The following is a 20,944-nucleotide window of genomic DNA, read 5'->3' on the forward strand; positions in this document are numbered from 1 at the left end:
AAAATCTTATCAGAAAATTGAAAAGTATCTATACCAATGTTTTTAAATACGCAATGATATTCGCACGATCTTTGGCTCTTTTTAATCCAACGTAAGCCATTTTTGTTCCTGGCATAAAGGCACGTGGTTTATAAAGAAAATGGTTCAAATTTTCATCTGTCCATTTCTTATCAGCAAGCTTTTTAGACCCAGAGGAATAGGCATACCCCTCTTTAGCGCCAATAGAAGATCCATAAACACCCCATAAATTCGGCCCAATTTTATGAGGCCCTCCTTTATCAAAGGAATGGCACTGCATACACTGGCGCATTAGGGATTTCCCCTTGATCGCATCGGCTTGCTCCATAAAAGCATCAATGGGCTCTGGCCCCTCTTTTTGAGCCGGAACCTGAGCGCCTACCTCATGATCAGGAACATCAATCTTGTAAACGGACTGCTTCAAAGCCACAGGGTCAACCAAAGCTTCCGAAATCATTGCAGAAATGAGCCAAATAATAAGGGCTATCAGAGTAGCCGCAAAAATCATATTGCCTTTTTGTTTATTCATGTCAGGAACTCCCTCCATCAACGTAGCAATTTATGATATGCTCGCCAAATAATTTATAAGATACCCATGAAAAAGATTATTGTTATTCCCTCTCGCTTGGCCTCATCACGGCTGCCCAATAAGCCCCTTGCCGATATTGGCGGTGCGCCCATGATTATCCGTGTACTGAATCAAGCCCGTTTGGCAAAGTGCGATCAAGTAATCGTTGCCTGCTGTGACGAACGCCTAAAATCTATTATTGAAAAAGCCGGGGGGAAAGCAGTTCTAACAGATCCGATGTTACCAAGCGGTACCGATCGTGTTTACGCGGCGTCGCAAGCAATTAAAACTCTTTCCCCTGAAGACATCATTATCAATTTACAGGGTGATTTACCCTTTATCTCTCCAGCGTATATTTCCTTTGCTGCAACCCTATTAGAGCAGAACATGCCATTTGATATCACAACCTTAGCCGCCCCAATCCAAGATGCCGCAGACATTCAAAACCCGTCCGTTGTTAAGGTGGCTTTTTCACCCCTTGATCAACAGAAATCCTATGGATTTGGGCACTATTTTTCACGCGCACCGATTCCCCATGGAGCCGCCACTTTTTATCACCATATTGGCATCTACGCTTTTCGCAAAGCAGCCTTAGAAAAGTTTGTGGCTGCCTCTCCCAGCACCCTTGAAAACACGGAAAGACTCGAACAACTGCGCGCCTTAGACTTGGGCCTCAAAATTGGGGTCGGGATTGTGGATGAAGCCCCGCTCTCGGTTGATACCCCAGATGATCTCAACAAGGCACGCCTGAATTCTCAACGGACTGCTGTTTAATATTTTTGGCAGCTGCTAAAGACTTGGGTTTCCCTTCATAGCTCGCTATACTGAAAAAAAAGTATCAAAAGATGACCGTCTGGCAGGCCCTTAAAAAACATCACCTCACTCTCCTTTTTGCGCCCTTCATAAAAGGAAAAAATATTCCGGTCCAGGTATTCATCTTTTTAATTGCCTTGGTTAGTTTTAGCTTATTAGCCATTGCTTTCTTCATGCAATACATCGGTGGATATGCCCCGTGTGCTTTTTGTATTTTTGAGCGCTGGCCTTATGGGGCGCTCATCGTTCTTGGAACGGTTTCCCTTATGATCAAAGCGCCAAAAACGCTTCGTTATATAATAGTATTAATGATCCTAGCTATTGTAACCAATATCGGTCTTAGCAGCTACCACATTGCCATTGAGCGTAAATGGGTCTCTCTTCCCTCAGTTTGTCACAACAAAACTGATTTCAAAAAAATGAACCTTCAAGATCTGAAAAAACAGATCAAGCAAACCAAATATGTTCCATGTGATCGGGTCCCGCTCAGAATCTTTGGTCTCTCCCCTGTTGAGTACAACTTCCTGATCAACCTATATCTTTGTCTCTATCTGCTATTTGTTTTCAAAATCCCTCACAGACGGTATAATTAAAATATTATAGAATGACTAAATTTTGACATGACTCCCATTCAAAGACATCAACTTCATCAAATGCTCCGGGTTAACCAAGCGGGAGAACATGGCGCTGTCCGAATTTACCAAGGACAAAAAGCGGTGCTGGGTGATTCGTCCATTGGCGCTGAGCTGGATCATATGGCTGCCCAAGAACAGCAGCATAAAAAGCTTTTTGATGATCTCATTGTCAAAAACCATGTGAGGCCAACGCTTCTATCACCCCTCTGGCATGGCGCTGGATATGCCCTGGGGTTTGCAACAGCCCTGATGGGCAAAAAGGCTGCTATGGCCTGTACCGTTGCCGTTGAAGAAGTCATTGAAGAACATTACCAAGATCAGTTAGATGCTCTAGAGAGTAACGATCATACGCCAGAAGTCACCACCATCATCCGTAAATGCCAAGCGGAAGAAAGTGAGCATAAAGATCTCGCCCTAGAAAAAGAAGCCAAAAGTTTTATAGGCTACACCCCCTTAAGTCTTGCCATCAAAGGGGGCGCTAAAGTTGCGATTTGGCTTTCCAAGAGGATTTGATGACTAAAGCTTCATCCTCCTCCTGGTATCTCCTCTGGTTACGCGCCTGTATGGCTGGCGTCTTTCTCATGATCGCTATTGGAGGCTTTACCCGCTTATCGGGCTCTGGCCTTTCGATCATTGAATGGAAACCGATTGTCGGCACGCTCCCTCCCCTCAGCAGCACGGCCTGGCAAGAGGAGTTTGGTAAATACAACACCTCTCCGGAATATCAAAAAGTCAACTTTGATATTTCTCTCAGACGGTTTCAGTTTATTTATATGGTGGAATATGTCCACAGATTGGTTGGCCGACTGGTTGGCCTTATTTTTTTGATCCCTCTTGCTTTTTTCTGGATCAGGCGCACGCTTTCTCAGGTACAAAAGCGCTTTTTTATCTTATTAACCTTGATAGGTATCTCTCAAGGATTCATGGGATGGTACATGGTTAAAAGTGGGCTTGTAAATGATCCCATGGTTAACCCCACACGTCTTACAGCGCATCTATTGATCGCAACGGTGATTCTAATTCTTTTTTATAAAGAAGCACTGCAAACACTTCATGTCAAAAAGCAGCCTCGAACCCAACACAAAGAGGTCTCTAGCACGCGGAGACACCCTATTTTAAGCCGTATAGGTTTCATGGTGTCAATTTGTACCCTTGCTTATGGGGGGCTGGTTGCGGGACACAAAGCCGGACTTATCTACAACACATTTCCTCTAATGAATGGTGCAATTTTTCCATCAAGTGAGTGGCAACCAGCGCTGGCCCTAGGAAACTTATACAAAAGCCCGGCCATTGTTCAGTTCGTGCACAGGGCTCTGGCTTTGTTAACCTTTGCCATAGGGATCATTCTTGCCATGAAGAATATCAATCTTAAGACATGCGTTACTCGCTATGGATTTTTTTCTAGCTCTCTCCTTCTTTTAGCATGTCTTTTGCTACAACTCACTCTTGGCATCCTCACGCTTATCCGTAGCGCGCCACTCTCCCTAGCATTAGCACATCAGTTGCTTGGTATTATCGTTGTCATGCTTTTTTTCCGTATCTGGTTCACTCAAATGAAGCTGAAGCTTTAATGACCCCATGACGCCCCGCAAATTCTGATTGCTTGATAAAGGTAAGCGCTTGCATCATCAAGTCATCCAAAACAAGAGGATCCCGATTAACACGCCCTTTTCTATTTATATCGTTTTTAATGTCCAATAAATATGAAAACTTAGAGGGATTTAATCCAACAATTTCAAGAGCAAGGTCTTGGTAAAGCTGAGTGTTTTTGTTTTTTAGGCTATTGTTTTTATCATCTATTTTTTTCATTTTTTTTATACCTATCACCTAAATTTAATTTAACGAAATAGCTAAAAAACACTTAATTGAAATAAAGAAATTTATTCTCAAGAAAATAGAATGGTCGGATAAAGCCCTTTCCTGAAGCCACAAAAATAAATTAAAGACCTAAAAAAAGGCCCTTAAAATAAACGATAATAAGAGTTTTAATTCAATGAATCAGTGAAGTTTTTAAAAGACACTTCCCTGATAAAAAAAAGCGCTTGAGGATTCTCCCTCAAGCGCTCTGCCCTGGTCTCTTTGGCTTTTATAATATTTTAAAAAGGAGCAAACACATCATCATCCCCCAGATAATATCTCAACTTTTCTTCTTCACTAGGCACACGCTCATCATCCTCTTCGCCATTCAAAGCTCTGGCGATGTCCGTTGCCAAGTCTTTAACATCTTCACGCAAGGCACCAACGACCTCTCCCAAAAGCCAGGAGGCCCCTGATAAAAAAGACCCCGCTGCAGATCCAGTTGCAGACGGGGTTTCGTATGGCGCGTGGGCACGTATTGCTACTTCGTCACCCCGCCCAAGGACTCGCTTTCTTCTGCTGGTGTGGCTGTTGTTTTTTTACCGCTTTTTTTTTACCTGAACGATTAATAGCCTCTGTATTTGCAGCCAATTCGGGTTGATCCGCAACAGTAGCCGACGCACCTTGCCCAGTAGCGGCACTCGCATAAGTTGACTTTTTCTTTTGACCAAGTGTTTGAAGGGCTTTCAACAGAAGCTGGGTTTTCTTAACAGTCTCCAACAAAACAGCTAATTCATCCTGGCCATTTTCATCCACAAAATAACGCTTATAGCTTTCCGTATTTAAAAGCCCTTGAAATGGCATAAGCATAATTTTTTCAGCATCCCACGTTATTAAATCTTCATCCTCTGACAAGGGTATCGGCCAATAGTAGGGATCCGTTCCTGCATAACCCCATGTCAGACGCCCCGCTAAAGAGCCATAAGTTTGTGTCTGTTCGAAACCCAACCCATATTCTGCTGCTTTATAATAGAATTGCCAAAAATGAGCTGCTTCTTGAAGACGCGTCATTTCTATTTTTTTTGTCTCAATTTCCCGATCATGTGGTTCATTAGCCACTTTGAAAGCAGCAATTGATTGGTCACGATCATTTTTATAACCTTGATTTGTTTCTACTTTTTGATCTTTATAGGATTGCTCCTTTTTAGCCCAGGCAGCATTAAGATCTAATGCCTTTTTCTCGTATGCTTCTTTTGCAGATCTAAGAGCTTTCTTCTCTTGTTCCCCAAGCCACCTTAAAGTGCTAACTGAATCTTCATCTTCTGCATCTTCAAAAGATTTTTTAGATTCTGAAAATCTCTTTTTAATTTCAGCTTGATTCTTCTCATGCTCACCTTCAACGCTGGCTAAATTTTGCTCGTATTGGGCTTTAGTTTGTCGCCAATCTGCTTCAATCTCTTGCAATTTTTCGTCTCGAACATGCTGTTGACGCGTCAGTTCTATATCATGGGATTGGCTTAATTTTTCTTTTTCGCCTTTTGCTTTTGCAATTTCTCCCTCAATACTGAGAGATTTTTCCTTGAAACGTCGGACTTTTGCATCACGATGGCTCTTTTTGATTCGCCAACCAACTTTACCCGTTTCGGCTTCTTCAACGCACTCCATACCTGTCGCCCTGCGCATAGCCGTCACCGTTTGCATCAAAAACTCTTCGCCCGCACGTTTAAGTTCAGTGTATGCAGTCTCTCTTTCGTCTTGAGGTTTTTTTGTAATTCCATTATCCGCTTCAAAAATCGATTTGCCTGTTTTTTTAAGAATGTCACCAACGGCTTGATATGATTCTAATGTCATAGGTGTGTGGGCCTTCGCCGCTTCAAGGTCCTCGGTGTAATCCGCTGGATTAACGGCTTTCAGTACAAGCGGCGGGGCCACAAATAAAAATAAAAGTTTAAGATGGTGTTTCATGAATAGACTCCCGTTATGTTATATCACTTAAAAGCGTAGTTCAGCTCTGAGGCATTGTCAAAGCTATGTTTGATTTATTTTTATTTTTCTAAATTTATGAATATTTGCATTCTCTCCTTGGTCAAATAAATGAAATAATCACATACGTGTATCTCATTTTCACGCAATATTTTTTACGCCCCCCTCGCTACCAACTAAGCTGAGCGTATCCATCAGACATGTTTATTGACTGTTATCTGATACACGACTAACATTAAAATCTAATACAGGGAATTCATCCAATGCGATACTTGATCACAACAGTCACACTCTTAACAGGCCTCTCTATTCTCAGTCCAGACGTAAACGCTGGAAAAGAACCATCGGCAAGCAAACAAAAAAAAGTCATGCGCAATAGACAGCAAGCGCCTTATGCTCCAAGCACCGCATTCAAACCCATCCACCGGCCTTCTTCCTCGGCCTCAGTCGCTTCATCAGGCTTTGGAAGCATGCCAACATCAGCAGTATCCACCCCTCCGACGTTCGGTGGTGAGGATTCCATGACGCCAGATGAAGCCGCTCATGCTTTATTGTCCTTGAATCCCGTTAAGCAAACTGAACAAAAGATAGAACTGATGAAATGGAATTCTTCTTTTCTAAAAGCAGATCAAGACTGGAAAGGATATATCCAAACGTTAAAATCCTACAGCAACCAATTAATTGAAGAAGCATTAAAGCCCTCTTACGACAAGCGGGCACGAAATTCAGCCCGCTACCGTAAAGCGCCTCAATCAGAAAAAGAAGGCCTTCTCTACGAAGAGCGTCAATTGATCAGAGTGAATAGATTGGCTCATGATCAAGTCCAAAAGTGGATCAAAGAAATGAGACAGGTGGCACGCGTGCAAAAAACTCCTGGCCTCAATCAATGGATTCAAATCACCCAGAGCACTCTTTTAGCTAACTTTGTCGGGGAAAAAACAATCTAGCAAGAGCAATTGGATTAGGCCGAACCACTCAAACGTCTTTTTCTTTCTGATCTTTCTGAACATCAGGCAAGTCCTTTTCCCCTTCATATGCATCTTCTCTCATAAGCCCCTTAATCGTCTGGGGTGTAAAAATGGAGAGTGGATTTGAGGAAATATCAGGCGCCCCCAAAGGTCCTTTTGCCTGATAACTAAAGGAGAAAATACCATGGTCTGGCGTCCCTCCTGAAAGGACCGTTCCAATAAGAGGAATAGCGCCTAAAAACTGGTTGATGCTTCTAAAAGGAACTACCTGCCCCGTCAAATTCATGAGGTCCCGGCCAAAATCTAAATAACCTGCCGCACTAATGGCAATCCCAGAGCCGTTAAGCAAGCTATTGATAATATAAATTTTATTATTTTCATAATTACAATCAATAAAGCCATCGGTAAAAACATAGCCTGGCCCTTGAAATATTTGCGAAACCCCTGAGAGAGAGGCCAAGCTCAAAATCCTGACAATGGAAGGGATGTTTTTCATGGTTAGATCTGTAATTTTGATACTGGTCTTAAGCGAAGCAGGAAGGTCTCTTGTCCCCTTCATGTCAATCTTACCGCCATATATTTCTGTGGTAAGCCCCAGCCCCCGCGTTAAAAGGCCCAAATTATCGGTATAAAAATCTAACTTTTGCTTGTTTCCATTTTTCAAAAGCTGAAATTTGAATTGGTTCTTATTATAAAAAGTCCCTTTAGCATGACCATATGTTAGGAAATCATCTTCAATATTTAATGTGCTGGAAAAGTTTTCCATCACAATGCTGTTTTTCATAAAGACTTTTTCAAAACCCAGCGCCAACAGCATTTTTTTAGGAAAGGAAAAGGACGGTTTTTCTTCTTTTTTTGATTTTGTTGACTGATAAGAACTGAGATCAATAAAAGGACCTTTGACATGAACTGTCAGCCCTTCTTTTTTCGATGAAGTAATAGATCCTTGAAATTTATTTTTAAGGACGGACACATCACGCACATCAATTTTGAAAGACCCGTCTTTATCAAAGGTTCCCTCAAGTTCAATCTCACCCGATTCATCGGCATATTTTAATTCTGAAATATTTCTTAAGTGACCTTTCATAAAAATAAGATGGGCATAGAGAAACCCAGGGTCACTTTCTGTCTTAATTTTCCCCAAGATAGGAAGGTTAACGTCTGTCTTATCTAGGGTGGCTTTTAAGCTGACATTCACTTCGTTATTGACAAGTTCTTTAATGGCCAGATCAAAGCCTATCAGGCCTGGAACATACTGATCATACGCACTCAGATCAGTTTCAGGAATTTCCTTAAGCTTAGCCGTACATTTAAACAGATAATGATTCTTATAAGTGCGCGTGGGATAAAAATAAGAATGCCAGGTAAAATCGGCAGGAAGACCGTTCAGTAAGGTATCGCCAGTCATTGTCAACTCATCTGATTTGATCGTCAAATCATAAGTTCCTTCCGACAACACAAAAGGGTGTTGGGGCGTTAGCTTTTTGATATATGCCTTTTTAAGGTGTGCTTCTACGTCTAAATCAAAGTCTTTAAATTCAACATCCTTAAGAAGGGGAAATCCCATTTTCAGTGTTGCCAGCACAGCGCCCTCGGCATGATCAATGTCAAAATCATATTTTTTCAAAAGCGCGAGTGGTTCAGTATTGATCACTTCAAGGAGAGATTTCAACGGAGAGGAAATTTTAACATAAAGATCCGCCATAGGCCGTTCAGAAAGTATGTTTGTAATACGCATATGTCCAAATTTGATCTGCGTTTCATTGATATGACCCTGATTGATGGCAATATCAAAACCCGACTCATTAAAAAATCCTGTCGCCCGGGCGTCTTTGATTTGAGGCATGTTATCTAAATAGTTGATCGTTGTCCGGTCCAAGGTGAGATGGCCCTTAATTTTATCAACCGTTAGCGGCTCTTTTGGATCAAGAGAGGCCTGCCCTTGAATCCAGACATAGCCATCATTCAAAACACCCTCTGAGAGATTTTTTGTAAGCCATTTTTGTGCATTGGGCGCAATGTCTTCAGGCCAGATATCAGAGAGCTTATCAAGGGTAATGCTAATGATTCGCAAATGCGCCTCATAAGGGGCGCTTTCTGGACCAACCTTTGCATCAAAAGAGCCTTGATAAGTGTGCTTTCTTTTATCGTGTGTCGTTTGGTGGGATATCTGCGCTGCAACATTAAAGTGCTTATTTTCTTGTTTCAGCTCAACTTCAAAACCTGTTTTCGTTTGTCCTTCAAACAATCCTGGCTTCAAAAATTCATTCTTTTCAAGAATGGTGGGAATGATGTCTTTAATATTATCGCCGTTAATTTTTAGTGTTTGCCCATTTTTCAGCGCGTCTCCTTGCAAGCTCAGAGATAACGCCTGATCATTGATCCGAAACCCGATATCAAGATGATTCGGGCTCTCTTGAAAAGAGAGCGTGAGTTTTTCAATCTTTGTAATCGAAAGCTCATTAGAGGGAAGAATGATCGTTCCATCTTTTACAGTCAGGGCCTGGAACCGAGACAGCAGCTCTAGATTCGTTTTTTCAGCAACCCAGAAAAGCGCATCATAGAGTGTTTTTTTCTCCTCAGTGCCGGCATCCACAGGTAGATGATCCATTTGAATCTGAATGTCTTTAACTTTAACGTTTGAAAATTTGATTCTGCCAATCAAGAGGTTCTGCATTGAAAGCCAAACAGAAGCTGAAGCCTGAATGTCAAAAGAAGGCTTTTTGAGAGAAATATCCTCAAATTTTATCTGAGGATTAAAACTTAAGGATTGCCATTTGATCAATATTTGTCCAGATTTTAACCCCTCGAGCAAAGATGATTTTTTTGCTATGCTTGTAATATCTATGGGCGATATTTGAAGCCTGATAAATAGGGTTAAAAAAACAAGCATGATAAAAACAACAAAGTAGTATGAAATCTTAACAGTGGCTTTGAAAAAGGTGTTCAACATCTTAGCTTGGATCATTAGACTATTATTAGGGTACTTTGTTAAATAATTAAAGGAATAATAATGATTGAAATTGGACAAAAAGCGCCGGCACTTTCCGGAAAAAATCAAAATGGGACTGTTATTTCATTAGACGATTTCAAAGGAAAGCCAATTGTACTTTATTTTTACCCCAAAGATGACACCCCCGGTTGCACAAAAGAAGCCTGCAGCTTTAGAGATGCGTATCAAGACATTCTCGATTTGGGGGCGGCAATTATTGGGGTTTCACGGGATACAGTTGAGAAACATAAAAAGTTTGCTGACAAGTATGATCTGCGTTTTAACCTATTGGCAGATGAAGATGGAACGGTCACGGAAAGCTATGGAGTCTGGGTTGAAAAAAGTATGTATGGCAAGAAATACATGGGCATTCAACGTGCGACGTACCTGATTGATCAAAAAGGATACATCGATCAATCATGGCCAAAAGTATCCGTTGCAAATCACTGCAATGAGGTTATTGATGGCCTTAAATGCCTTACTGGCAGGGAGTAGGCGGGTGCAGCATGAAAATGTTGCTCAATTTACTCAATCTCAGAAATGAGCCGATAAGAGATTACCTTCTTTCATTACCTGAGATTCAAGCAAAACAAGTAACATCTATTAAGAACATTATTGAGTATATCCAGATTTATGGATACGATTGTGTTGTCACTGATCAACTATTGACCCCACAAAAAGCGAGCTCATTTTTTGCAAGCATTCGGTCTTATCATTTAGATTGCCTGTTCATTTTGGTTACAAGCGATGGAAAGCTAAGTGATTCTGAAATCATCAGCTATTTAGATACGGGTTTTGACAAGGTTATAAACTACGAAGTTTCAAGTCAGGTTCTGGTGGCAATGATCCGTGCATTTGTTCGGCGCTTGCATGGCCTAAAAAGCTCAACCATTGAAGTTGGCCTTCTGAAAATTGACCTATCCAAACATCAAGTTTTTTTAGAGGATGCTCAAATTGATCTCACCAAGAAAGAGCTTATTTTGCTCGAGTGCCTCGCCTTGAACAAAGGCAAAGTCCTAAGCAAAGAATTTTTGTTAGAATATATATATGGTGGCGTTGATGAGCCTGAGATACGCATCATCGATGCTTTTGTTTGGCGCATCCGAAAGAAATTAGCAGATTCTGGTCTTGAAAAAGATTATATGCAAACGGTTTGGGGCCGTGGCTATCGGCTGAGTGATAAGAACAGCATTGATTAAATTCAAAGTAACCAGCGCTTATGAAACACAAGTCTGACACAGAGAGAACGCCCTTTTACTTTCAATAATCGTGCTGTTTGCAGACCAATTTTGCATCGCTCATTGGATCAATCAACTGGTATCGCCCAGAATCCTTGACAAGGGCGCGGCACACCCATAAGCTTTAAGAGTTGACCCAAGCCCCCCAGCCTACCTCAAGGTGACACACTACATATGGGAGAAAAAAAACTATGTTTAAATTATTGAGAAGAACACAATTAAAATATTTGGTTTTTGTTTTGGTGGCAATCTGTCCTTTGGTCGATTCGTCCTGTTCTTCTGGTTGTCCAGAAGAAGGTACGGGTCTTACGGGACCATCCACAGATTGCCTTGGATCCGGCAAAAATCAGATTGGATGCTGCCTTTATAATAACAATCCCTCGAAAGGAGTATGTGAGTACAATAATAACCTCTCCTGTACGGTGATGGATGAATGTGCCCCCGAGAGAAAGGCAATCTTAATGTAGCTGGATGTGAGTCTGTAAAGAGTGGCCCCGGCTTGTGTAACGTTGACACTTGTTGCTTAGAATTGATATGTGGCGGTAAGGAGAAAAAAGTGACCTATAGTATACAGGACTATCCTAAAATAACATTTGATAAGCAGAGCTCTCAATTAGTCGCGAGCAAAAGTAAATGATGGAGTTGAACTCAAACTCCCCTCAAGGCGCCATCATGTTTGAAGGAATGTAATAAAACGCCTTCTTTGGGAACTTACACCTAGAGTGAGAGTGCTACTTACTTAAGAAAAGTAGGCCTCTATTCATTTAGGAACGTTAACGTCTCAGTCCTCTCGCCTTTCCCCGGGTTTCATACAGCGTCAGCAAGGTCGTTGCCAAGATAATCAGGCCCATGGCAACCCAAGTATTCGCCTCTGGTATTTCATTAAAAATGAAATAGCCAAACAAGGCGGCAAACACAAAGTTGGTGTATTCATAGGGCATCAGAAGGCTCAGGTCTGTTTTTTTGAACGCTCTTAGATACCCATATTTCCCCATAAAAGCAAAAGGGCCCATGGTAATCAATAGCAGCACAAAGCTATAAATCGTCAGAGAGGGCCAGGCATCAAAACCCGTCATCGCTGTGATCGGCCCTTGCGTGGACCACGTCCCCAAAGCAAGAAAAATCGAAAACATTGCCGTATAAAACATTAAAACAAACGGGCTATCTTTAATCAAAATTTTCTTGGAAATGGTGCTCACTGTTGCGGTTAAAATCACATTGACCAAGGCAATAATTTCATAAATATCAATGCCTGAATAGATGGGATCAAGGGCATACCAAACCCCTACATAGCCTACTGAAATAGCCGCCATGCGATGGATGCCAATTTTTTCTCCTAAAAATATTTTGGCAAAAAGCGGGGTGAAAAAAGTAGTGGCCGCTGCAATGGTGAAAGCTTTAGCAAAGGTCATGGTTTGAAACGTATAGTAAAAACAGATCAACCCGATTGACCCCAACACCACCCGGATAATCATTAAGCTTGGGTTTTTTGATCGAAAGGGTGCGCGCCAATCCAGCTCATGCCGGTTAAAAAGGTAGATTATCGGTACAACGAAAATCACAATAAAACAGGCCCGCACAAAGTTAAACTGTAAGGCACTATTTTGGGGGAAAAGCTTAATAACAATGCCAGCCACAGCAAAGCTCAGCCGACTGCTTAAAAACCATAATATCCCTTGGTTCACTTGTGAAAGTTTCACTTATTTTTCCTTTTCGATCGCTTTACTCTGTAATTCATACAAAACCTGAAGAGCCTGCCGCGGGGTTAAGCTATCAGGATTCAATGCTTTGAGTTGGTCATAAACAGCATCCATTGTTGCATTTTGCGCCTTTTCAAACAAGGGGGCAGACACCGCTTGAGCAGCGCGATTGTCCCGTTCTTGAAAACGGGTCATCAAATCTTGGGCGCGCCGTAGCGCTTTTTTGGGCAACCCTGCCAGTTGCGCTACATAAATCCCATAGGATTGATCGGCGATGCCTTCAATCACCTTATGTAAGAAAACCACTTCTCCTTGCCAGTCTTTAACGGCCATGGTGTAACAGGCAAACCGCTTCAGATGATTGCGCAGACGTGTCAACTCATGATAGTGCGTGGCAAATAAACTACGACATCCAACATGATTATGCAAATATTCAGCAATCGCCCAGGCAATGGCCAGGCCGTCATGGGTTGCCGTTCCCCGGCCAATCTCATCAACAATCACAAATGACCGCTCGGTGGCTTGATTCAAAATAGCTGCCGTCTCTACCATTTCCACCATAAAAGTCGATTGCCCGCGTGACAAATCATCAGAAGCGCCGACCCGGGAAAATAGGCGGTCCACACAGCCAATTTCGGCCCGATCAGCCGGTACGTAGGCGCCCATATGTGCCAACAAAACGATCAAGGCATTTTGACGCAGAAACGTACTTTTACCTGCCATGTTTGGGCCTGTCATCAACCACATTTTGGTTTGCTCGGTCAGCAGACACTCGTTAGCTGTAAACACCTGAGGCTCAGATCGCACCCGCATCATTTGTTCAACAACCGGATGTCTACCGCCGTCAATTTTTAAACGCGTGTCCTCATAAATCAACGGGCGGGTGTAACCATAATCTTGGGCCAACTGCGCATGAGATCCGGCCACATCCACCGCTGCCACCCATGCACATACGTCTCTAAGATAAGGTGCATGCTGATGAATTTTTTGAACCAACTGATCATAAATGCCCAACTCAATAGTAAGCTTCTTCTCAGTCGCAGTTTCTATTTTTTCTTGTAGAGCGATCAACGCATCCGTTGTATATCGGCTGCTATTAACCAAGCTTTGGCGTTGAATAAAGGAGGTTGGTACTTTTTCTTTATGCACATAGGTCACATCAATAAAATATCCCAACACTTGATTGTGTTTGATTTTCAAAGAGGGAATACCTGTTTGTTGCTGATATTGTTGTTGCAGCATCGCGATATGGGCCGAACTTTCATCTTCCAGCTGCCGTAACTCATCAAGATCTTTGTCATAGCCATGGCGGACAAAACCCCCATCGCGGGCTAAAAGGGGCACCTCAGCCGCCAAGGCCTCCAACAACACCTGCGCCAATTCCTGTAAATCTTGATAACATCCATACAAAGTGCTTTCAACGCGCTGATCCTCCAAGACCTCCTTTAAATGAGTCACGGCTTGAAGCCCTGATCGAATCTGAACCAAATCGCGCGGCCCGCCTCGATTCATCGTTAAGCGCATTAGGATGCGCTCTAAATCTGGGATGGATTTTAAACACTGCTGAAGCCTATTTAAATCAGGCGTTTCTACCAAGGCCTCCACAGCATCCAACCTTCTGGCCAGCAATGCTCGATCTTGCGTCGGGGATAGAGCGTGCTGCCCCAACAGCCGCGCGCCCATGTGTGTCTGTGTGTGGTCAATGACAGCAAGCAGGGATCCCTGCCTTTCTCCGCGTAATGTTTGAAACACCTCCAAGTTTCTCAAAGAAGCATAATCAATCATCAATGCGTGATTTGTTCTCACCGACCTTGGGGGCTTCAATGTCGGCAATGTGCCACATTGCGTCAAATGAATGTATTCCAGGAGTGCCCCTGCAGCTTGCACTTCCAGCGTTTCAAACGTGCCGAATCCCTCAAGGGTTGTCACTCCATACGCTTCAAGCAATCGTTTGTGGGCGCTGTTAAAATAAAATCGATTCTTGGGTTGCTGACTTAACAAGGCCTGTGTTTCGTGCAAAATTTTTTGGATCGGCTCTGTTTCCGTGCACCCTTCTGGCAGCAAAAGTTCCCGAGGCCTCAGCGGTAAAATCTGATGAATCAACTTTTCGAAAGGCGCTGCCGTCACCCAAAAATCACCTGTCGAGACATCAACATAGGCCAAGCCCCACTGTTTTTTATCAGGTACCACACACGCCAAATAGTTGTGATTTTTTTCCTCAAGCAGGGTTTGTTCCGTCACCGTTCCCGGCGTGATGACCCTTACAATACCTCTGCGGACGATAGACTTATGCCCTCTCTTCTTAGCCTCTTCCGGCGTTTCTAATTGCTCACAAATGGCCACTTTCTGATTAGCTTGAATAAGCTTGGCAATATAGCCATCAGCGGCATGGAATGGAACGCCGCACATGGGAACATCTTGGCCTTTTTCACGGCTTCGCTTGGTCAAAGTAATATTGAGAATATGCGCAGCCGTTGTGGCATCTTCGTAAAATAATTCGTAAAAATCACCCAACCGAAAGAACAAGAGGCAGTCAGGATTTTCACTTTTGATTTGCGCGTACTGAGCCAGCATTGGCGTCATAAAAAGGATCCTTTTTTGAATTAAAAAGAGTATAAACGTTGCGCCGTCAAAAGAAAAGAATCGTCATTGCGAGAAAGCGCGGGGCGCAGCCTCCATTTGTCATTGCGAAGGAGTGAAACGACTGTGGCAATCTCTTCCTTATTCATTAGAATCCCCCCATCGAAATAATGTTTCTCCTCAGGATGACACTGGTTTTTCACCCTTGCGAAGGAGCACCGCGACTGTGGCAATCGCCCTTCTTAAACGTTCACACATTTACTTGACAAAAGAGGGTGAAAAACTACTATCAGGTCACCAAAAGGTTTAAGTAAAAAATTGGGAATGGGGTGCGTACTCGGTACAAATCCTCGGCTGCCTCCGCAACTGTAAGTGAGGTTACCGCTAACAAAAACCACTGGCGCAAGCTGGGAAGGTGTTAACGGCAAACCCCTCATAAGCCAGGAGACCGACCTGCTTGGTGCAACCTTTCTTTCAAGGCGGAGCGAACTTGAAACAACGACATTCTTTCTTAGTGCACGTATGGCTATCGTGCTGTTTGCTGATGAAATGCTTTAGCGTTCAGGCGCTTGTTGTGGAAGTATCTCCTTCTTATTCACCCCAAAAGAGCCCAAGCCATTCCGTTGAAGCCAATCAGCCCATTACAGAAGCTCTTCAGCAAATGCCCGGCCTCAACCTGAAAGGTGATTTGAATCCCGGCGGTGTTCAACAACTTTCTCTTTTTGCAATGCCGGGTAGTTCATGCACTGTTTTGTTTGAGGATATTATTCTCAATGGTCAAAATTCAGGGGGGGTCAATCTTGCACACCTCAATCATCTTCAGGTAACAAGCGCCTGCCTTCAAACACTCAGTCCCCATCCTTTTTATCAAGGAGCAGGTCTGGCAACTTTTGATGGCATGAATCTCAACCGCGCTTACACCCATGACATCAGCACAGAAGCCAGCTCGTTGGGCAGTATCCAAGCTCAAGCCTCCACCATCATCAAAGCCGGCCAAACAAAAGTGGGCCTTATGGCAGCTGGCATTTTAGATGATGGTATTCCTCAAAAGTATACCCCAAGACAGAGGGGGGCGCTGAATGCTTTTCAAGCAGGGTCTTACGGGATCAAACTTGAAACCCCGCTCGATCTTCATTGGCGTTTGGAATCTTTTTTCCATCACAAAGCCAGCTCTCTAGAGACAGACGGCGCGCCACCGATACCAACAACTCCCCAAGATCTCATTCGAAGCACATTAGACCTCTATAAAATCAAAGCTCTTTATGATGCTGGCTCTCCGTATACACACGCCTTTTGGTATGGGGGATACCATGAAAAAAATCAATACACCTTCAACCAAAGCACGTCGCGTAACAGTTTCACCAGTCACCAACTGGGCTATCAGGGCCAGTATCAGGCCCAGGCAACAACGTCCTTCACGACCCACGTTGACCAAACCATTTACCGAACAAACCCTCAAAAGAAACACCAAGATCATCTCCGGATTTTCCTTGGTCATACCGAACCCCTCACAGAAAAAATATCTCTTGAAGTAGCGGCCCTCAGTCATATTGTTACCCACCATGGCACACGCCTGGGTCCTCAGGTCGCTGTTATCTTTGATCTCCCCTCCAACATCCGGTGGCATATCAGTTATAAGCAAACCCATCGTTATCCAACTCTGATAGAAACCACCTCTATTCCTAACATTCAAATCGCAAGTCCGCACCTCAAGGCTGAAAGGAGCCATGTCTGGCAAAGTGAGTGGCAATGGACACCCACGCCGTCCTGGCAGGTCACAGGCTCTCTCTTTAAAACGCAGACAGCCAATGCCATCACCGTTCTTTTAATTCAGCAGAATCTTTATCAAAAGACCAATCAAAACAACCAGACTTGGGGCGGAACAGCCTCCGTGAACTGGCAACGAGACATGTGGCAGATTCAATTGAATTACACACAAACACATATAGGATCAACCGGCCTCTATGGTCTTCGTTTAGGCATCGCTCGTCATCAAGGACGCGTACTGATCCAAAACCACATCACCCCGCAATTGTCTGTCCAAACAACCGTCAATCTGAATAGTAAGCGTCCCAGTCAAAAACCCAATGGCACCCGCACGCCGACCCTGATCCGGCTTAGTGCGTATGAGTTGTTAGCGTTTAAACTGAACTACCAGCCCGCACAGAACCTGAACCTCTACATCACTCTCAAAAATGCCCTGAACAAAAAATATCAAACACTCTATCAGGTGCGTACACCAGGGCGCGCCATTCATGTGGGGATCCATGGCCGTTTTTAGGTGGCTTTCTTTCTTTTGCGTTCTGACATATCACGCTTGCGTTGGCCAGCTTGTCAGTTTGGATGTGTGTGCTGATCAATGGGTGCTAGAACTGATCAAACCTCAATATATCTCAGCTCTCAGCCATCTTGCTCAGAATTGCCAATTTTCACACCTGGCAGAAGATGCCCAGACGTTGCCTACGCATAACGGCAGCCTCGATCAAATTCAGAAATTGGCCCCCTGTTACCTCATTGCTGATGGATTTTTGCATCCCTTCAAAAAAAAATCTTTTGAAAAAAAGGGGTGGAAAGTTATTGTGCTGCCACCCATCAGAGAGGTTAAAGATTTTACCCACCGCATAAAAGTCCTCAGGCGGCATCTACCACCTCACTATTTTAAAGAATCAGATAAGAGTCATGGGATGTTGCATCACGCCCCTCACGCCCACAAATCTGCCCTCATTATCTCTTCTGCTGGCCAGATTCATGGTCAATACACACCGGGCGATATGCTCTTAAAATCAATCGGCCTCAAAAATCAGGCGCGCCATATAGGCCTTCAGCCTATTACCATAGGGACAGTGTGCGCAGATCCTCCTTCTATGATTTTGATTGCAGATCTGGACCACCGCCAAACGCGGTACCTTAAAAAAATCCTTAAGCAACGGGCGCAACCTTATACAGATCTTGATCCCAAATTTTTAATGTGTCCTACTCCCTGGCATTTAAAACACCTCTCAAAAACCATAGGCCCTTCATGAAACCATCCACCAAAACACGGATTCTCTTTTTGATATTTGCTCTGGTTTTAAGCATGGGATCCGTGCTCTCAAAAGATCCCGTTTCAGCCCTCCGCCTAACCTCTCCTTTCGAAGATGGCTGGCTCTTTATTCACATTCGATTACCGCGCCTTCTCCTGGCCTCTCTCACTGGCGCAAGTTACGCGGTTACAGGCCTCCTTCTCCAAAGTTACCTACGCACACCGCTTGCCGATGCCAATCTCATTGGATTGGGATCGTTTGCCGCTCTGGGCTCGTTGGTTGGCCTTGCCCTAGGCGTTCAATCGTCCGCACTCCTGATTCTATGCTCTTGCCTGTTTACCCTGATCATTCCCCTCATCTACCATCTCTTTTTGCGCCATCATCTCACCCAAACCTCCCTTGTTTTAATGGGGCTTTGCTTAACCACTTTTGTTCAAGGGGTGGTGTCACTCCTCATTTACATCATTCATCAAAACTTTCCGTTATCGGAAATGCTGTTTTGGCTTTTTGGTTCCTTTAGCTATCACACCCTTGATGATGTCCTCTTGATTCTACCGCCTCTCTTGATAGGCTTTGCCCTTCTCTTTTACAAACGAAGGCACTATGATTTTTTGTGCCTCAGCAATGAGAGTATCTTTGCCGCCGGCATTCAAAGCCATCATCTGGGCCTACGCCTTGTGCTTGCGTGCACATTGATATTAGGTCCAATCATTTCCATGACGGGATTAATCGGGTTTATTGGAATCGGCGTACCCCATGTGATGCGCTTGCTTTACCGTCAAGCGCCAAGCCAGATGATGCTACCGTGTATGGTGGCCGGGGCAACATTATGCCTGTTTGCTGATACCTTGGTTCGCTTACTGCCCCTGTCTTATGAAATCAATATTGGTATTTTCATTGCTCTGATTAACGCGCCGCTATTCATCCATCTTTTATGGAGCCGCTCTCATGCTTAAAGTGCATAATCTAAGTTATCAAATCAAAGGCAAGCCTCTCCTTACCACCCTCACTGCCACCTCTAAACCTGGCTCTTTTATTGGCCTTATTGGCGAAAATGGGGCAGGAAAAACCACTTTGTTGCGGGCTTTATCCGGTCTCTTGATGCCCAGTCAGGGCCGCACCACCCTCAATGATACCTGTTTACAAACTCTCTCAGCGCCTCAGCGGCCCTCGATGCTCAGTTATTTCAGTATGGAAGATGTTGACATTTGGCAGCTCCACGTTCAGGAAATTCTATCTCTTTTTGCGCCCAATCCCAGCTCTAGGCTCTATCAGGAGCTCGACATTGAAAAGATAAAAAACCACCCTTTTCACACGCTTTCATCTGGGCAAAAGCAACGGGTTGTTCTTGCGTTATGCTTATCACCCAGCGTGCCCCTTTATCTTCTGGATGAACCGCTGAATTCCCTCGATCATCGCCATCAACATCAAGTAATGCGTCTCTTAAAAAAGATGTCGGATCAGGGAAGAATTGTCATTGCCAGCTGTCATCAACTGGATCTGGTGAAACAGTACTGCACGGATATTTGGTTGCTTCAAGACGGCCGGCTTGCCCAAAGCGGGCCTACAGAAACAGCCCTCACGTCTGATACTTTAGAAACGTTTTTCGGGATTTCAAAAGACGTCTAAAAATACCACAATAAAAAAAGACCCAAGGCAATGCGGTAAAGGGCGATCGGGGCGAATGAAAACTTTTTCAACCACGTCATAATCATAAAGAGCCCAATCAGCCCAACACCAAATGAAATCGCCATCGCCGTTAACAACGTTGTGGAGGTAAACATCACCAGAGGGTCCGGCAATTTGGCAACCATCAGCGTTGCTGCCCCTAAAATAGCTGGAATCGACAGCAAGAATGAAAAGCGGGCCGCCTCCGTTCTTTTAAATCCAAGAATACGCGTTGCAATCAGCGTAATTCCCAAGCGACTCACACCTGGAATCAACGCAATAACCTGCAACATGCCTACCACCAACGCATCCTTAAATGTCATCGTTGAGAGGTTTTTAGAAGTGGGTGCCTTTTCATCAATCACATAAAGAAGCACGCCCGATATAATGGATGTCCACCCAATGATCTTCATCGTCCGTCCCAGTGACGGTAAATAGGTTTCTAAGGTAAAACCGGCAATCACAACGGGAATTGTCGCCACCACAATAAAAAACGCTAACCAAAAGCCGTCCGTCACTTTCCCACGCACCGCGCTCAAGACACCACCAATCATGTTAATAATATCCTTATGGAAATAAACCAACGGCACTAGCACAGTACCAAAATGGAGCATCACCTCTGTCAATCGTCCCAAAGAGGGTAAAGAAAAAAGTCGATGGGCCAACTGCAAATGTGCCGTTGAACTGACTGGTATGAATTCTGTAATCCCTTGAATAATGGAGAGGATAAAAATGTCTTTCATAATAGCTCTATTTTTGATGTCAATTTAGCACAAAAAAGCTGCCATTTGTTACGAAAAGACATCGTTTTATGTCAAAAACCGTACAAAAAAGACCTAAAATCATCTCTTTTTTTTGCCTCTCTAAAGCCAAAAAAGAGCGACTCCCTCATTTATTTTAAATCTATATTTGGGATTTACAGTTAGTTTTGGTATAAGTTGGACAAGATTTTCTGCTAAGA

At 43.7% G+C, this 20,944-nt stretch carries 19 protein-coding genes and 1 riboswitch; of the genes, 12 read left to right on the forward strand and 7 right to left on the reverse strand.

The window, feature by feature from the left end; all coding sequences use genetic code 11:
* Positions 1-28: 28 nt before the first annotated feature.
* Positions 29-565, reverse strand: a complete 537-nt coding sequence (locus tag C0582_03575) for a cytochrome c family protein (protein ID PLX29619.1) — start codon at positions 563-565, stop codon at positions 29-31.
* Between the two features lie 48 nt (positions 566-613).
* On the opposite strand from C0582_03575, the gene C0582_03580 reads away from it, so the two are divergent.
* From C0582_03580 to C0582_03595, 4 genes are all read left to right on the forward strand, one after another.
* Positions 614-1,360, forward strand: coding sequence for a 3-deoxy-manno-octulosonate cytidylyltransferase (locus C0582_03580; GenBank protein PLX29620.1), 747 nt, complete (start codon positions 614-616; stop codon positions 1,358-1,360).
* A gap of 71 nt (positions 1,361-1,431) precedes the next feature.
* The gene (locus C0582_03585) at positions 1,432-1,992 is read left to right on the forward strand and encodes a hypothetical protein (protein ID PLX29621.1); all 561 of its coding nucleotides are present in this window, start codon (positions 1,432-1,434) and stop codon (positions 1,990-1,992) included.
* Positions 1,993-2,052: 60 nt separating this feature from the next.
* Positions 2,053-2,547: a demethoxyubiquinone hydroxylase family protein gene (locus C0582_03590; protein PLX29805.1), complete on the forward strand. Its 495-nt coding sequence runs from the start codon at positions 2,053-2,055 to the stop codon at positions 2,545-2,547.
* Complete coding sequence (locus tag C0582_03595) at positions 2,526-3,605, forward strand: heme A synthase (GenBank protein ID PLX29622.1); 1,080 nt, start codon at positions 2,526-2,528, stop codon at positions 3,603-3,605. Before C0582_03590 ends, C0582_03595 begins: the two co-directional genes overlap by 22 nt.
* Here C0582_03595 and C0582_03600 read toward each other — a convergent pair.
* Positions 3,580-3,843: a hypothetical protein gene (locus tag C0582_03600; GenBank protein ID PLX29623.1), complete on the reverse strand. Its 264-nt coding sequence runs from the start codon at positions 3,841-3,843 to the stop codon at positions 3,580-3,582. The genes C0582_03595 and C0582_03600 overlap by 26 nt on opposite strands.
* 537 nt (positions 3,844-4,380) lie before the next feature.
* On the reverse strand, positions 4,381-5,796 hold the full coding sequence (locus C0582_03605; protein PLX29624.1) for a hypothetical protein: 1,416 nt from the start codon (positions 5,794-5,796) through the stop codon (positions 4,381-4,383).
* 281 nt (positions 5,797-6,077) lie between these two features.
* Here C0582_03605 and C0582_03610 point away from each other — a divergent pair, with 281 nt between their 5' ends.
* Positions 6,078-6,761 (forward strand): hypothetical protein, encoded by a 684-nt coding sequence (locus C0582_03610; protein ID PLX29625.1) that lies wholly within the window; start codon positions 6,078-6,080, stop codon positions 6,759-6,761.
* Between the two features lie 28 nt (positions 6,762-6,789).
* Here C0582_03610 and C0582_03615 read toward each other — a convergent pair whose 3' ends face one another.
* Positions 6,790-9,750, reverse strand: coding sequence for a hypothetical protein (locus C0582_03615; protein ID PLX29626.1), 2,961 nt, complete (start codon positions 9,748-9,750; stop codon positions 6,790-6,792).
* Positions 9,751-9,792: 42 nt separating this feature from the next.
* Here C0582_03615 and C0582_03620 point away from each other — a divergent pair, with 42 nt between their 5' ends.
* Positions 9,793-10,269, forward strand: a complete 477-nt coding sequence (locus tag C0582_03620; GenBank protein PLX29627.1) for a thioredoxin-dependent thiol peroxidase — start codon at positions 9,793-9,795, stop codon at positions 10,267-10,269.
* Positions 10,248-10,973 (forward strand): hypothetical protein, encoded by a 726-nt coding sequence (locus C0582_03625; protein ID PLX29628.1) that lies wholly within the window; start codon positions 10,248-10,250, stop codon positions 10,971-10,973. Before C0582_03620 ends, C0582_03625 begins: the two co-directional genes overlap by 22 nt.
* Before the next feature lie 812 nt (positions 10,974-11,785).
* Here the strand turns inward: C0582_03625 and C0582_03630 are convergent.
* Positions 11,786-12,712, reverse strand: coding sequence for a hypothetical protein (locus C0582_03630; GenBank protein ID PLX29629.1), 927 nt, complete (start codon positions 12,710-12,712; stop codon positions 11,786-11,788).
* The gene (locus C0582_03635; GenBank protein PLX29806.1) at positions 12,713-15,286 is read right to left on the reverse strand and encodes a DNA mismatch repair protein MutS; all 2,574 of its coding nucleotides are present in this window, start codon (positions 15,284-15,286) and stop codon (positions 12,713-12,715) included.
* Between the two features lie 291 nt (positions 15,287-15,577).
* Positions 15,578-15,764: riboswitch (cobalamin riboswitch) on the forward strand.
* A 42-nt stretch (positions 15,765-15,806) separates the two neighbouring features.
* Here C0582_03635 and C0582_03640 point away from each other — a divergent pair.
* Genes C0582_03640 through C0582_03655 form a run of 4 tightly spaced genes read left to right on the forward strand, consistent with a single transcriptional unit; the run spans position 15,807 to position 19,944 of the window.
* Positions 15,807-17,573 carry a hypothetical protein gene (locus C0582_03640; protein ID PLX29630.1) on the forward strand — a complete coding sequence of 589 codons (1,767 nt, stop codon included), beginning with the start codon at positions 15,807-15,809 and terminating at the stop codon, positions 17,571-17,573.
* Positions 17,560-18,315 (forward strand): hypothetical protein, encoded by a 756-nt coding sequence (locus tag C0582_03645; protein PLX29631.1) that lies wholly within the window; start codon positions 17,560-17,562, stop codon positions 18,313-18,315. Before C0582_03640 ends, C0582_03645 begins: the two co-directional genes overlap by 14 nt.
* Positions 18,312-19,271, forward strand: coding sequence for a hypothetical protein (locus C0582_03650; protein ID PLX29632.1), 960 nt, complete (start codon positions 18,312-18,314; stop codon positions 19,269-19,271). The genes C0582_03645 and C0582_03650 overlap by 4 nt, the downstream gene beginning before the upstream one ends.
* Positions 19,264-19,944 (forward strand): hypothetical protein, encoded by a 681-nt coding sequence (locus tag C0582_03655; protein ID PLX29633.1) that lies wholly within the window; start codon positions 19,264-19,266, stop codon positions 19,942-19,944. The genes C0582_03650 and C0582_03655 overlap by 8 nt, the downstream gene beginning before the upstream one ends.
* On the opposite strand, the gene C0582_03660 is transcribed toward C0582_03655, so the two are convergent.
* Complete coding sequence (locus C0582_03660) at positions 19,941-20,726, reverse strand: undecaprenyl-diphosphatase (GenBank protein ID PLX29634.1); 786 nt, start codon at positions 20,724-20,726, stop codon at positions 19,941-19,943. The genes C0582_03655 and C0582_03660 overlap by 4 nt on opposite strands.
* On the opposite strand from C0582_03660, the gene C0582_03665 reads away from it, so the two are divergent.
* Complete coding sequence (locus tag C0582_03665; GenBank protein PLX29635.1) at positions 20,694-20,909, forward strand: hypothetical protein; 216 nt, start codon at positions 20,694-20,696, stop codon at positions 20,907-20,909. The genes C0582_03660 and C0582_03665 overlap by 33 nt on opposite strands.
* Positions 20,910-20,944: the final 35 nt, after the last annotated feature.

The sequence above is a fragment of the Alphaproteobacteria bacterium genome (genome assembly GCA_002869105.1).
Taxonomy (GTDB): Bacteria; Pseudomonadota; Alphaproteobacteria; order UBA7879; family UBA7879; genus UBA7879.